Origin of the sequence: Gymnodinialimonas mytili (assembly GCF_037544085.1) — a bacterium.
Taxonomy (GTDB): Bacteria; Pseudomonadota; Alphaproteobacteria; order Rhodobacterales; family Rhodobacteraceae; genus Gymnodinialimonas; species Gymnodinialimonas mytili.
Genome location: NZ_JBBIFW010000002.1, coordinates 268,273 through 281,660, shown reverse-complemented (window position 1 = coordinate 281,660; position 13,388 = coordinate 268,273). Strand labels below are relative to the sequence as shown.

Here is a 13,388-nt window from a genome sequence, read left to right as displayed (position 1 = left end):
TTTTTCGTCTCGCTCCCCAAGGATCGCGCCATCGGCTGCGTCATGATCTAAGAGATGCGTATGGATGTCAGTGACGAAGCCTTGGCCGAGGCGGCCGCCGGTGGCGATGGGGCCGCGTTCGAGCTGTTGCTGGACCGGGTCTATGACCGGCTGTTCCGGCTTTGCTTTCGGCTGACCGGCAGCCAGGCCGAGGCGGAGGATCTGACGCAAGACATCTGCCTGGCTCTGCCCGGCAAGCTCGCGGGTTACAAACGGCGCGCGAAGGTCACCACTTGGCTTTACCGCGTGGCAGTGAATGCCGCGATTGACCGGCGCAGGCGCGCGGCCAGCCATGCCAAGGCCGCCGAGGGTTGGGGCGATTGGGAGATCGCGCGCCAGGCCGCGGCAGCAGACACCCGCGCGCAGGTCGATTGGCTTCACACCGCCATGGCGCGGCTCTCGCCGGTCATGCGCGACACGCTGGCCCTGATCCTGGACGATCTGACCCAGGCCGAAGTCGCCGAGATCCTGGACACAACCGAAGGCACCGTGGCCTGGCGTGTCTCGGAAGCGAAGAAAAAGCTGCGCGAGATGAGAGCCTTAGAGGAAAAGGAGGGGATGCAATGACCTCCGACACAGACTTGAATGATTTGAAAGCCGCGATGGATGCGGCCACACCCGCGCCCGATCCGGTGCGCAAGGCCGATGTGCTGGCCCGCGCCCAAGCCGCCTTCGATGCGACCCAAGGATCACGCACGACCGCCCGTCAAACCCCTGTGACGCCTCAAAAGCGGGGCTGGATTGCAGGAGTGATTGATATGTTGAAAGCCAATACAGTCGGCACTTTGACCGGCACCACCGCCCTGGTCGCCATCGGGTTCCTCGTCCTCAGCCCAACGGGGCAAGAGATATTGCGCGGACCGGATCAGGTCCTGCGTCCTGAGATTCATACCGGACCCTACGTGGCGGAGGAGGCAGGCCCCGCCGATATCGCTGACCTGCCGAGCACCGAAGTGCCTTTGCTGGCCGAGCCGGAACTGAGGCAGGAGACATTCACCTTGAGCGGCGAGGTCGGAGGACCACAGGATCCGTCACTGGACAATGGGCCGCGGTCTGGCGTGACGATCCCATCGGACGGCTCGGTTCAATTCGGCGTCGCTGGTGGCGCGGACACCTTCGCCGATGCCGAAGACCGCGTTCTCCCCAATGCCCCGCCAAGCCCTGCCCCTGTGCTAGGCGACATCGAAATTACCGGAGGTGCTGAAATGGGCATCGCCGGGGGAAGAGCGAACACCGAAACTGCCATCTTGCCCGGTCGGCGCATCGCGGAGGATATCGTCCCTCCCGCGCCTGTGACCGAGGAATTCGCCAATGCGGATGCGAACCCACTGCAAATCGTGGCCGAAAACCCGGTTTCGACCTTTTCAAGCGATGTCGACACAGCCTCCTATGCGCTGGTGCGGTCTTCGCTGATGCAGGGGCAGATGCCCCCGACCGAGGCCGTGCGGATCGAAGAGATGGTGAATTACTTCGCCTATGATCTGCCCGCGCCGGATGCCGAGGATATCAGCCCGTTCCGCCCCACAATCAGTGTGTTCGAGACGCCGTGGAATCCCGATACCCAACTGCTCCATATCGGGATCCAAGGGGAATTGCCCGCGATCGAGGATCGCCCGCCGCTGAACCTCGTACTTCTGGTGGATACGTCCGGGTCGATGAACGACCCCGCCAAGCTGCCGCTGCTGATCCAGAGCTTCCGTCTGATGCTGGCCGAATTGCGGCCCGAGGATGAGGTCGCCATCGTGACCTATGCGGGCAATGCCGGTGTGGCACTGGACCCCACACCCGCAAGCGAGACGCGCGCGATCGCGGATGCGCTGACCGCGTTGCAGGCGGGGGGCTCCACCAATGGCGTCGGCGGGCTGGAAGAGGCCTACCGGTTGGCCGCCGACATGACCGACGAGGGCGAGGTCAGCCGCGTTCTGCTGGCCACCGACGGCGATTTCAATGTCGGGATCAACGATCCTGCGGCGCTGGAAGATTACATCGCCGCGCAACGCGAGACCGGGATCTATCTGAGCGTGCTGGGATTTGGGCGCGGCAATCTGCAGGACGATACGATGCAGGCCCTGGCTCAGAACGGCAATGGCACCGCCACCTTCATCGACACGCTGCACGAGGCGCGTCGCGTGCTGGTCGATCAACTGGTCGGTGCGCTGTTTCCGATTGCCGACGATCTGAAGGTGCAGGTGGAGTTCAACCCCGAGGTGATCGCCGAATACCGCTTGATCGGCTATGAAACCCGCGGCTTGGCCCGCGAGGATTTCGCCAATGACGCGGTGGATGCGGGCGAATTGGGGGCGGGCCATTCCGTGACCGCGATCTACGAGGTCACGCCGGTCGGCTCTCCTGCCACTTTGGTGGCACCGCTGCGCTATGCGGCGGATGAGACGGGCGAGACGGAGTTTGCGAACGAGTTGGGCTATCTGAGCCTGCGCTGGAAAGAACCAGGCGCCGAAGACAGCCAATTGGTGGATTTTGCGATCCCCGCCGCCGCGTCAGATCCCAGCCCCGAGGCCGGTTTTGCCGCAGCCATTGCGGGCTTCGGCCAGCTTCTGCGCGGATCGGGTTTCCTGGGTGATTGGGACTATGCCGATGCCATCGCGCTGGCCAACGCCAATCGCGGCGAGGATCGGTTCGGATCCCGCCAAGAGGCCGTGCAACTGATGCGCCTGGCCGAAAGTTTGGCCCAGCAGTAACGGGTCGCACGGCGGTCGGAAGTCCGACCCGCCACCATTAGCCGGGCATCATCGGCCAAGGTGATCGACACGCCCTGTCACATTATGAAAGGCTCGGCGATCTTCGTGCCATCGGTCCAGCACATTGGCCGGTGGCACCCGGTCGCAGCCGTGAAAGCCGATCGCTTCTTAGGTGAGGCGCAGATGGTCAAACCCAAAAGCGGCGGCTGCGCGCTCTTCAAACACATCATCCAGCGTTGTCTTTACGAACCTGGCGCCAACGCGATCACCAAAGATGAGCTCAACCCCAGCCTCACCAAACCTCTGCGCAGCGAAAGGAAGGGCCTCGGGTTGGTCCGCGGACACCAGGCAGGGGATATGGCGCGGGAGTGGCAACCTGTCCGGATGTCAGCCCCAGCAGAGATGTCAAGATTTGGCAGGCGCGACAGGGGCTCGGACCGGCGGGGCAAAGATCGCAGCGCAATCGATGATCTGTCGCTACACAAGGCGAGTTCAAACCGCTCCAGTCGCAGCACGCGACGATGTGAGAGGACCGGCAGCATTTCAGCTAGGCGGGATACCGAACCAACGCAGATCCGATTGCGGTCGCGATACGCCTGTCGTCCGAGTCTCGTGTTCGAAAGTCGGCCATTGTCCCGAAGAAAAGTGGTTGGTGGAGCCTAGCGGGATCGAACCGCTGACCTCCTGCATGCCATGCAGGCGCTCTCCCAGCTGAGCTAAGGCCCCGAATTCCGCATCGCGGAGTGTGGGTCTGAACCCGGCAGGTGATTCCAAGGAAATCTGCCGAAAGGGTCAGGCCCCGTGGGATGGCGGTTTAAGGCCGGGGCGAGGGCCGTGCAAGCGGAAAATTCCACTTATCCCGCCCGCGCCTGGTCCGGCCTAGATCGCCCTAATCGTCGTTATCGTCAGCGGCAACATCGGCCAGATCATCGAGTGCGACAGTATCTTCGTCGTCATCATCGTCCAGCACATCATCGTCGCTGATATCGGCATCGTCATCTTCGATGTCGAGATCGTCATCGAGGACCAGATCTTCATCCTCGGTCTCTTTTTCCTTGGCTTTCGCCGCGGATTTATCGGCCACCAGGTTGCGGGCGCCCCCTTTGCCGGTTTCCAGCACAACAGCTTCACCGGTATAGGGGCTTACGATCGGGTCGCGACCCATGTCGTAGAACCGTTTGCCAGTGGTCGGACAGACGCGTTTAACGCCCCATTCCTCTTTGGGCATGACACCCCCTTCAATCATCGGTATCGCGGGATGCGGTCCTCTGCCATAGTGCTGCTGGACTGTCAAACATCCCTTGAGGTGCATGTGGCCCCGCATTCGTCTGTTTCAACCCATATCCTGCCGGGGGAGCCTCCGGTTGAGGTGATCTTGCGCCGAAATGCGCGGGCCAAGCGATTCTCGCTTCGGGTCAGCCGGTCGGATGGGCGTGTCTCGTTAAGCCTGCCGGTTTGGGCGCCGGAGGCCGAGGCGGTTGCGTTTTTGCGCGCCCGAGAGGATTGGGTGCGCGACCATTTGCAGGACGCGCCATCTGTGCAGCGCGCGCGGGTCGGCGCCGCGATCCCGATTTGCGGTGTCCCGCGCGACGTCGTGGCGGGCACGGGCCGGTCTGCGCGGTTTGTCGGTGGCCTGATCCAGGTTCCGCCGGGCCCGCGTGAGGGGCCGCGCATCAAGGCCCTGCTGACCGCGATGGCCCGTGACCGGCTGTCCGATGCAGTGACACGCTATGCCGATCAATTGGGCCGGGCGCCCGGGCGGATGACGCTACGCGACCCACGATCACGCTGGGGCAGTTGTTCGTCCAAGGGGGATCTGATGTTTTCGTGGCGGCTGATCATGGCGCCCCCCGAAGCCCTGGAATATGTCGCCGCCCATGAGGTCGCGCATTTGGCCGAGATGAACCATTCCGACCGGTTCTGGTCGCTGTGTCGGCGGCTCTATCCCGAGACGGACCGGCAGCGTGCCTGGTTCCGCAGCCATGGCGCGGATCTGCTGGCCTGGCGGTTCGAGGCCGAGGAATAGCGCGATGTTGATGAACCCCCGCCCCACAGAGACCGGCGCCGCGGTGGCCCATGACCGTGTCTACCGCGCCCTACGCTCGCGCATAATGCATGGCGAGGTTGGCCCGGGCGAGGCGATGACGCTGCGCGGGTTGGGCCGGGAGTTCGGTGTCTCGATGACGCCCGCGCGCGAGGCCGTGCGGCGCCTGGTCAGCGAGGGGGCGTTGTTTCTGTCGACCAGCGGGCGTGTCTCGACCCCTGAATTGTCCAACGAACGGATCGAGGAACTGGCCGCCATCCGTGCCCTGTTGGAGCCGGAATTGGCCAGCCGCGCCCTGCCCCGCGCCCACCCCGCCCTGATCGAGCGGATGGAGGCGATCAACACCCAAATTGCGCAGGTCATCGCCCGCCGGGATGCGGTCGGCTATATCCGCACCAATCTGGAGTTTCACCGAACGCTCTATCTGAGGGCCCAGGCACCCGCGATGCTGGCCCTGGCGGAAACCGTCTGGCTGCAACTCGGCCCTACCATGCGCGCGCTTTATGGCCGCCTCAGACGCACCGAGGTGCCGCAGCACCACCGTCTGATCGTTGCCGCGTTGGAGGCGGGGGACGAGCCCGGCCTGCGCCTGGCCGTCCGTGCCGATGTCACGCAGGGCCTGCGATTGTTGGCGACTTAGTAGACCGAGACCTGCACACCCTGTTGTCTGAGCGATGCAAAACGGGATGTGTGTCGGGTCCAGGCGCATTCGCCCGAAAGAGCTGCACCACCTTGGATCTGCGCGCTGGCTCAAACGGCGGCAGATCAGATTGAAACACGATCAGTTTCTTGAGCTGGGAAGCGCCTCCAGAGCATCGAAACTCCACCAGATCCCGGTCAAGCCCAGATCAAGCTCTTCCAAGCGGGTCGGATGCCTCAACGGATCAACCCCACCGGACCGCATCAATTCAGATAGCGCCACCAATTTGAGACTCGTATCCCGAAAGGGCGCCTGGATCGGGGCAAGTCTTCGACGGCAATCAAATCTGTCATGGCACCACATTGCCGAGCGCATCGGCCGTGGCAATTCGGGCCTGCCTGACCGGCGGGCTTTCAGCGCAAACATGCGTCGGCCCAGTGCTGCCCCGACCGATGCATTTGACGATCAAGAGTGGATCGGGCCATCTCCGCAGGCCAAGGCCGCCTCGCGGACGGCTTCGGAATAGGTCGGATGCGCGTGGCAGGTCATCGCCAGATCCTGGGCCGAGGCACCGAATTCCATCGCCACGCAGATCTCGTGGATCAGGTCGCCCGCCATGGGCCCGATGATATGGGCGCCCAGGATCCGGTCCGTTTCCTTGTCCGCAAGGATCTTCACAAACCCGTCGGCGGCGAAATTCGCCTTGGCGCGGCCATTGCCCATGAAGCTGAACTTGCCCGCCTTATAGGCGCGGCCCGCCTCTTTCAGATCCTCCTCCGACGCGCCGACATTGGCGACTTCGGGGTGGGTATAGATCACGCCGGGGATGACACCGTAATTCACGTGGCCATGCTTGCCCGCCACAACTTCGGCGGCGGCCATCCCCTCATCCTCGGCCTTATGGGCCAGCATGGGGCCATCCACGCAATCGCCGATTGCATAGATGCCGGGGATATTCGTCGCATATTGTTTGTCGATGGTGATCTGCCCGCGTTCAGACATCTTCACGCCCAAGGCATCCAGGCCCAGCCCATCCGTGTAGGGTTTCCGCCCGGTCGCCACCAGAACCACATCCGCGTCAATCGTGGCCTCGCTGTCATCCTTGCGCAGCTTGTACGTCACCTTCGCCTTGGTCTTCGTCACGTCGACCTTTTGCACCGCGGCGCCAAGCGTGAACCCAAGCCCCTGTTTGGTCAGCAGCTTCTGGAACTGCTTTGAGACTTCGCCATCCATGCCGGGGGTGATGTGGTCGAGGAATTCGATCACCTGCACCTCAGATCCCAGCCGCGCATAGACCGAGCCCAGCTCCAGACCGATCACGCCGGCCCCGATCACCACCATCTTCTTGGGGATCTTCGGCAGGCTCAGCGCGCCTTCGCTGTCCACGACCACCTTCTGGTCGATTTCGATCCCCGGCAGGCTCGATGGTTCAGAACCCGACGCGATGATAATGTTCTTCGCCGTGTGGGCCTCATCCCCAACCTGGACCTTCCCGGCCTCAGGGATAGACCCCCAGCCTTTCAGCCAATCAATCTTGTTCTTTTTGAACAGAAACTCGATGCCCTTGGTGTTTTGGCCGATCACCTCGGTCTTATAGGCCAGCATCTGTTTCCAATCGACCGAAGGCGCTTTGCCCTTCAGGCCCATCTTGGCGAAGTTGTGCTCGGCCTCATGCAATTGATGGGACGCATGCAGAAGCGCTTTCGATGGGATGCAGCCGATATTCAGGCAGGTGCCGCCTAGGGTCTCGCGCCCCTCGACACAGGCCGTTTTCAGACCCAACTGCGCACAGCGGATCGCGCAGACATAGCCACCGGGGCCGGAGCCGATGACGATCACGTCGTAATTTGCCATTGGGTCTGTCCTTTTCGTCGGTCTGTTAGGGGATACATAAATGCGCCAGGGCGCTCACAAAAGGGCTGCGATGACCATCGCGAATGTGGCGATGAACCCGACCATCCACACGACCGAGCGCCAGGGCCTGAGCCCAAGCGCATAGGCCGGAACATAGAGGATGCGCGCGCCCAGATAGGTCCAGGCGCAGGTGGCGGTAAACGGGGTGGATTGATCGCCAAGGGTCACGATGACCACGGCGGCGGTGAACAGCGTCAGCCCTTCAAAATGGTTGTTAAGCGCCCGTAGCAGGCGCCCGCCGAGTTCCGATATCGGCCGCGACGGCTCCCGATCCCGCGCCGACATCGCATAGCCCGGCCCAACATCCAGATTGGCCCGGATGGAATAGGCGACGAATTGAGCCGCCTGGAGTAAAAGCGCGAATGCAAGGACGGTGAGTTCGGGGGTCATGTGGCAACTCTTCTATCATTGTCGGCTTCCGGAACGACGTCTTCGATCCACTCTTTACCAGCGAACCACGGATCGTCCTCACCAGTTGGGATCTGTAGCCCGCGGAGTTGGTCGCCGACACCTATCCCGTTTCGAAGCCTCGATTTCAGCCGATTGTGCCGATTCACCGTCAGAGCTTCCAAGACGGCAGTTTCTTTCTTTGGGTCGCCTTCAGCCAATGCAACAGTGCATTCCATTAGCGCTCCCAAGTCGTTCTCAATCTTTATCAAGGAAATAGATCGACGCTGTTGCGTGACGTGAAGATCACGGATCGACTTTTCTAGTCGGCCAAGGTCACGCCAAGTCCGATGCAGAAGGAGCAAAACTGCAAACAGAATGGCGAAACTGACAGCTAAGAGGGTCATGTCAAAATCTAGGCTCATGGAAGCTACCTCCCAAGACTTCGGCCTCTAGGGCAGCTGTGCCCTACTAAGTGAAAAGGCTCCACGAGTAGCACCATGAGCAAATGCATAGACCTACAAATCCATCAGCAACCGCCGCGGATCTTCCAGCGCCTCTTTCACGCGCACCAGGAAGGTCACGGCGCCTTTGCCGTCGACGATGCGGTGATCGTAGCTGAGCGCCAGATACATCATCGGGCGGATCACGATCTCGCCGTTCACGACCATGGGCCGCTCCTGGATCTTGTGCATCCCAAGGATGCCGGATTGCGGCGGGTTCAGGATCGGTGAGGACATCAGTGAGCCATAGACGCCACCATTCGAGATCGTGAAGGTGCCGCCCTGCATCTCGGCCATCGACAGCTTGCCATCGCGGGCCCGGGCGCCCTTTTCGGCAATCGCCTTTTCGATATCGGCAAAGCTCATCGCATCGGCATCGCGGATCACCGGCACGACAAGGCCCTGGGGCGTGCCCGCGGCAATGCCCATATGCACGAAGTTCTTGTAGACGATATCGGTGCCGTCGATCTCGGCATTCACCTCGGGCACCTCGCGCAGGGCATGGACGCAGGCCTCGGTGAAGAACGACATGAAGCCCAGCTTCACGCCGTGTTTCTTCAGGAACAGATCCTTGTATTCATTGCGCAACGCCATGACCTCGGTCATGTCGACCTCGTTATAGGTCGTCAGGATCGCGGCGGTGTTCTGGGCATCCTTCAGGCGGCGCGCGATGGTCTGGCGCAGGCGGGTCATCTTGACCCGTTCTTCCCGGCTGACATCTTCGGCGGCGACCGGGGCCCGCGGGGCTTGGGCAGGCTGGGCGGGCGCGCTCGTCGTAGACGGCGGGGCCGTGCCAGCCGCGACGGCCTTCATGACGTCTTCCTTCATGATCCGCCCATCGCGGCCCGTGCCCTGAACCTGATCGGGCGACAGGCCCTGATCAGCCATCATCTTCTGGGCCGACGGCGCGTTTTCAACATCGCCGCCCCCCGCAGCGGGCGCTTGCGGCGCAGCCACGTCCGGCCCGCCCTCGGTGGGTGCCGAGACCTGGGCCACCGCGCCGCCAATCACCGCCAGCTTGGCCGAAGCTTCCACCGTGCTGCCTTCCGGCGCCAGGATCTCGCTCAAGGTCCCCGCCGCAGGCGCGGGCACCTCGACCGAGACCTTGTCGGTCTCCAACTCACACAGCATCTCGTCCTGTGCGACTTGGTCGCCCACCTTCTTGAACCAGGTCGATACGGTGGCCTCCGTCACTGATTCCCCCAGCGTGGGCACCATCACATCGACAGCCTCTCCACCCTCGCTGGCTGGAGCCTCGGCCGAAGGCGCCTCAGCCGCAGCAGCAGGGGCCGATGAGGGTGCAGCGCCCTGCCCCTCACTCAGCGTCGCCAGCAATGCATCCACACCAACCGTCTCACCCTCGGCGGCCACGATCTCACCCAACGTCCCGGCGGCGGGCGACGGCACTTCGACGGTGACCTTGTCGGTTTCCAACTCGCACAACATCTCGTCCACGGCCACGGCATCGCCCGGCTTCTTGAACCACGTGGCCACGGTGGCCTCGGTCACACTTTCGCCGAGGGTCGGCACACGAACGTCTACACTCATCTTGTCTTACCCTTCGATGGTCAGCGCGTCGTTTACCAGCGCTGTTTGTTGGGATTTATGGGCGGAGGCCAGGCCCGTCGCAGGCGAAGCCGAAGCGTTGCGGCCCGAGTAACGGGGTCGCTTGTATTTGGCTTTGATCCGGGTCAGCACCCATTCCAGGTTCGGCTCGATAAACGACCAGCCGCCCTGGTTCTTGGGCTCTTCCTGACACCAGACGATCTTGGCCTGCTTGAATCGTTCCAATTCCTTGGTTAGGGCCAGGGCCGGGAAGGGATAGAATTGCTCCAGGCGCAGGATATAGACATCGTCGATCCCGCGCGCATCGCGCTCTTCCAGAAGATCGTAATAGACCTTGCCCGAGCAGATCACGACCTGTTTGATCTTGTCGTCGGGCTTCAACTCGGTCTCGGAATGGCCCATCTGGGCATCGTCCCACAACACCCGGTGGAAACTGGACCCGGTGGTGAAATCCTCCGCATTGCTGACCGCCAGCTTGTGCCGCAGCAGTGATTTCGGCGTCATCAGCACCAGGGGCTTGCGGAAATCGCGGTGGATCTGGCGGCGCAGGATGTGGAAGTAATTGGCAGGCGTCGTGCAATTGGCGACAATCCAATTGTCTTCCGCGCTCATTTGCAGGAACCGTTCCAACCGGGCCGAGCTGTGCTCCGGCCCCTGCCCTTCGAACCCATGGGGCAGCAACATGACCAACCCGCTCATCCGCAGCCATTTGCGCTCGCCCGACGAGATGAACTGGTCGAACATGATCTGCGCGCCATTGGCGAAATCGCCGAACTGCGCCTCCCACAGGACCAAGGCATTGGGTTCGGCCAGCGAATAGCCATACTCAAATCCCAGCACCGCATATTCCGACAGCATCGAGTCGATGACTTCATATTTCGCCTGCCCCTCACGGACATGGTTCAGCGGATAATAGCGATCCTCGGTGGCTTGATCGACAAGGCCCGAATGCCGTTGGCTGAACGTGCCGCGGGTGGAATCTTGCCCAGCGAGACGCACCGGATAGCCCTCGGTCAACAAACTACCAAAGGCCAGCGCCTCAGCCGTGGCCCAATCGAAGCCTTCGCCCGTCTCGAACATCTTTTTCTTCGTGTCGAGCAGACGGCCCACGGTTTTGTGCAGGGTGAAATTCTCCGGCGCCGTGGTCAGCGCGGCGCCAACCTGTTCCAGCGTCTCAGGTTTGATCGAGGTCTGGCCGCGTTCGTAATCTTCCCCCTCGCGGTCCAGATGGCTCCACCGCCCGTCGAGCCAATCGGCCTTGTTGGGTTTATAATCCTTCCCGGCCTCGAATTCCTCGTTCAGATAAGCCTGGAAGGCGGCCTTCATGTCCTCGATCTCGCCTTCGGGGATCAGACCGTCCTTGACCAGACGCTCGGTATAAAGCTGTAAGGTCGTCTTCTGGGTCTTGATCTTCTTATACATGATCGGGTTCGTGAACATGGGCTCGTCGCCCTCGTTATGGCCGAACCGGCGATAGCAGAAGATGTCGATGACCACATCTTTGTGGAACATCTGGCGGAATTCGGTGGCCACTTTCGCGGCATGGACCACGGCCTCGGGATCATCGCCATTCACGTGGAAAATCGGCGCCTCGACCATCAGCGCGATATCCGTCGGATAGGGTGAGGAGCGGCTAAAATGCGGCGCGGTGGTAAAGCCGATCTGGTTGTTTACCACGATATGGATCGTGCCGCCCGTCCGGTGCCCACGCAGACCCGAAAGGCCGAAGCACTCGGCCACAACGCCCTGGCCCGCAAAGGCCGCGTCGCCATGCAGAAGGATCGGCAACACACTGGTGCGGTCGGTATCGCCGTGCTGGTCCTGCTTGGCGCGGGCCTTGCCCAGAACCACGGGGTTCACCGCTTCAAGGTGCGAGGGGTTCGCGGTCAGCGATAGGTGTACGGTATTGCCGTCGAATTCCCGATCCGACGACGCGCCGAGGTGGTACTTCACGTCGCCCGACCCGTCGACATCCTCGGGCTTGAAGCTGCCGCCCTGAAATTCATTGAAAATCGCGCGATAGGGCTTGGCCATCACATTGGCCAGCACCGACAGGCGCCCGCGATGCGGCATGCCAACCACGATATCCTTCACACCCAGCGCGCCGCCGCGCTTGATGATCTGCTCCATCGCGGGGACGAGGCTCTCGCCGCCATCAAGACCGAAGCGTTTCGTGCCCATATACTTGACGTGCAGGAATTTCTCGAACCCCTCGGCCTCGACCAGCTTTGACAGGATCGCCTTGCGCCCTTCACGGGTGAAGGCGATTTCCTTACCGAAGCCTTCGATCCGCTCTTTCAGCCAGCTGGCCTGAACCGGATCGGAAATATGCATGTATTGCAGGGCGAAGGTGCCGCAATAGGTCCGCCGCACGATCTCGACGATCTGCCGCATCGACGCGGTCTGCAGCCCCAACACGTTGTCGATGAAGATCGGGCGATCCATATCGGCATCGGTGAAGCCATAACTTTTCGGGTCCAATTCCGGGTGCGGGGTCTGGTCGCGCATCCCCAGCGGATCCAGATCGGCCACCAGATGCCCCCGGATCCGGTAGGCACGGATGATCATGAGCGCGCGGATCGAGTCCAACACGGCACGCTGGATCTGATCATCGGTCAGCTCGATGCCCTTTTCCTCGGCCTTGGCGGCGATCTTCTTACCTGCCTCCTTCGCCTCGGCGGGGGCGGGCCATTCGCCGGTCAGCGCAGCAGTCAAATCATCACCCGGCATCGGCGGCCAATCACTGCGCGCCCAGCTTGGCCCCTGCGCTTCGGCCTGGGCATCGGCGGGCGTATCCCCCAGCGCCTGGAAGAACTCGGCCCAGCCCGCATCCACCGCCGCCGGGTCCTGGGCGTATCGCGCATACATCTGTTCGAGATATTCCGCATTGTGCCCCTGCATGAAGGAGGAGGCATGGAACAGGTCGTTGGGGGATTGGTCGGTCATTGAGGGACCTCCGGTGAGACTATGTGAACTATGACAGGTGAGAGATATGATTGAATACGGCTGACCTGGTCAGCCGGAAGCTCAGATTCGGCCAGCATCAGATCAAGTGCTGCAAGATCGAACTCGACGGCTGATACCCGGTGACCACCGGCCAAGGCGCCCGTCAGCCGTGTGACAACGCCCGACGAGGTTTGCGTTTCGCGATTAAAGTCGAGTTGCTCCAAGGCGCTCAACAGTTGGTTGGGTCCGGTGAGAACGCAATAAGCTTCACCTTCTGCGATGCCTATGGCCGCGGTGGTATAGGTTTCAAATGTCATCCCGATTTGATCAGGGCCAAGCGCAGAATTTCCCAAGACCGATCCCGCCATGAAACCTGCATTTTGGAATGTATAGCTAAGATCGGAGGCATCGAAATTGAAGGCCGCGATTGCATTGAAGAGCGCAACCAGAGTCGCGCTCTCCGACGCCTGCCAACCGTTTGCCTGAAGTGTGTCGCGCGCTGTCTGTGTCTCTTCGGGCAAGTCAGCGCAAAGCGCCAACGCCGCCGAAACCGCGCTATCTTCGGGCTGAGCGAAGACAGGTAGGCCGGTCAGGGCAGATGCAGCCGCCCAGAACAAAGCAATCGGCAATGTTTTCCGGCCCGCCATATC

At 61.9% G+C, this 13,388-nt stretch carries 11 protein-coding genes and 1 tRNA gene; 4 read left to right on the top strand and 8 right to left on the bottom strand.

Features of this window, described 5'->3' with window-relative positions; genetic code table 11:
* Window positions 1-60 precede the first annotated feature (60 nt).
* On the top strand, window positions 61-606 hold the full coding sequence (locus tag V8J82_RS10835; protein ID WP_339975148.1) for an RNA polymerase sigma factor: 546 nt from the start codon (window positions 61-63) through the stop codon (window positions 604-606).
* The gene (locus V8J82_RS10830) at window positions 603-2,738 is read left to right on the top strand and encodes a vWA domain-containing protein (RefSeq protein ID WP_339975146.1); all 2,136 of its coding nucleotides are present in this window, start codon (window positions 603-605) and stop codon (window positions 2,736-2,738) included. Before V8J82_RS10835 ends, V8J82_RS10830 begins: the two co-directional genes overlap by 4 nt.
* Before the next feature lie 650 nt (window positions 2,739-3,388).
* Here the strand turns inward: V8J82_RS10830 and V8J82_RS10825 are convergent.
* Window positions 3,389-3,464: transfer RNA gene (locus V8J82_RS10825), tRNA-Ala, on the bottom strand.
* Window positions 3,465-3,627: 163 nt separating this feature from the next.
* Window positions 3,628-3,966, bottom strand: coding sequence for a TIGR02300 family protein (locus V8J82_RS10820; RefSeq protein WP_339975144.1), 339 nt, complete (start codon window positions 3,964-3,966; stop codon window positions 3,628-3,630).
* Window positions 3,967-3,996: 30 nt separating this feature from the next.
* Here V8J82_RS10820 and V8J82_RS10815 point away from each other — a divergent pair, with 30 nt between their 5' ends.
* Window positions 3,997-4,764 (top strand): M48 family metallopeptidase, encoded by a 768-nt coding sequence (locus tag V8J82_RS10815; protein WP_339975142.1) that lies wholly within the window; start codon window positions 3,997-3,999, stop codon window positions 4,762-4,764.
* 4 nt (window positions 4,765-4,768) lie between these two features.
* A complete protein-coding gene (locus V8J82_RS10810; RefSeq protein WP_339975140.1) occupies window positions 4,769-5,422 on the top strand; it encodes a GntR family transcriptional regulator in 654 nt (217 codons plus the stop codon).
* Between the two features lie 465 nt (window positions 5,423-5,887).
* On the opposite strand, the gene lpdA is transcribed toward V8J82_RS10810, so the two are convergent.
* The 6 genes from lpdA to V8J82_RS10780 all read right to left on the bottom strand — a co-directional run bounded on the left by lpdA (window position 5,888) and on the right by V8J82_RS10780 (window position 13,385).
* A complete protein-coding gene (lpdA, locus tag V8J82_RS10805) occupies window positions 5,888-7,276 on the bottom strand; it encodes a dihydrolipoyl dehydrogenase (protein WP_339975138.1) in 1,389 nt (462 codons plus the stop codon).
* Between the two features lie 54 nt (window positions 7,277-7,330).
* Window positions 7,331-7,726 carry an MAPEG family protein gene (locus V8J82_RS10800; RefSeq protein ID WP_339975136.1) on the bottom strand — a complete coding sequence of 132 codons (396 nt, stop codon included), beginning with the start codon at window positions 7,724-7,726 and terminating at the stop codon, window positions 7,331-7,333.
* Window positions 7,723-8,148, bottom strand: coding sequence for a hypothetical protein (locus tag V8J82_RS10795; RefSeq protein ID WP_339975134.1), 426 nt, complete (start codon window positions 8,146-8,148; stop codon window positions 7,723-7,725). Before V8J82_RS10795 ends, V8J82_RS10800 begins: the two co-directional genes overlap by 4 nt.
* 93 nt (window positions 8,149-8,241) lie before the next feature.
* Window positions 8,242-9,774, bottom strand: a complete 1,533-nt coding sequence (gene odhB / locus V8J82_RS10790) for a 2-oxoglutarate dehydrogenase complex dihydrolipoyllysine-residue succinyltransferase (RefSeq protein ID WP_339975132.1) — start codon at window positions 9,772-9,774, stop codon at window positions 8,242-8,244.
* A 6-nt stretch (window positions 9,775-9,780) separates the two neighbouring features.
* Entirely contained in the window at window positions 9,781-12,738 is a 2,958-nt protein-coding gene (locus V8J82_RS10785; protein ID WP_339975130.1) for a 2-oxoglutarate dehydrogenase E1 component, read from the bottom strand.
* Window positions 12,735-13,385 (bottom strand): hypothetical protein, encoded by a 651-nt coding sequence (locus V8J82_RS10780; RefSeq protein WP_339975128.1) that lies wholly within the window; start codon window positions 13,383-13,385, stop codon window positions 12,735-12,737. The genes V8J82_RS10785 and V8J82_RS10780 overlap by 4 nt, the downstream gene beginning before the upstream one ends.
* Between the last annotated feature and the right edge of the window lie 3 nt (window positions 13,386-13,388).

Coding starts and splice junctions, on each gene's coding strand:
- odhB (WP_339975132.1), bottom strand. CDS start 9,774: ATGAGTGTAGACGTTCGTGTGCCGACCCTCGGCGAAAGTGTGACCGAG.
- V8J82_RS10820 (WP_339975144.1), bottom strand. CDS start 3,966: ATGCCCAAAGAGGAATGGGGCGTTAAACGCGTCTGTCCGACCACTGGC.
- V8J82_RS10795 (WP_339975134.1), bottom strand. CDS start 8,148: ATGAGCCTAGATTTTGACATGACCCTCTTAGCTGTCAGTTTCGCCATT.
- V8J82_RS10830 (WP_339975146.1), top strand. CDS start 603: ATGACCTCCGACACAGACTTGAATGATTTGAAAGCCGCGATGGATGCG.
- lpdA (WP_339975138.1), bottom strand. CDS start 7,276: ATGGCAAATTACGACGTGATCGTCATCGGCTCCGGCCCCGGTGGCTAT.
- V8J82_RS10800 (WP_339975136.1), bottom strand. CDS start 7,726: ATGACCCCCGAACTCACCGTCCTTGCATTCGCGCTTTTACTCCAGGCG.
- V8J82_RS10835 (WP_339975148.1), top strand. CDS start 61: ATGGATGTCAGTGACGAAGCCTTGGCCGAGGCGGCCGCCGGTGGCGAT.
- V8J82_RS10780 (WP_339975128.1), bottom strand. CDS start 13,385: ATGGCGGGCCGGAAAACATTGCCGATTGCTTTGTTCTGGGCGGCTGCA.
- V8J82_RS10785 (WP_339975130.1), bottom strand. CDS start 12,738: ATGACCGACCAATCCCCCAACGACCTGTTCCATGCCTCCTCCTTCATG.
- V8J82_RS10810 (WP_339975140.1), top strand. CDS start 4,769: ATGTTGATGAACCCCCGCCCCACAGAGACCGGCGCCGCGGTGGCCCAT.
- V8J82_RS10815 (WP_339975142.1), top strand. CDS start 3,997: ATGCGGTCCTCTGCCATAGTGCTGCTGGACTGTCAAACATCCCTTGAG.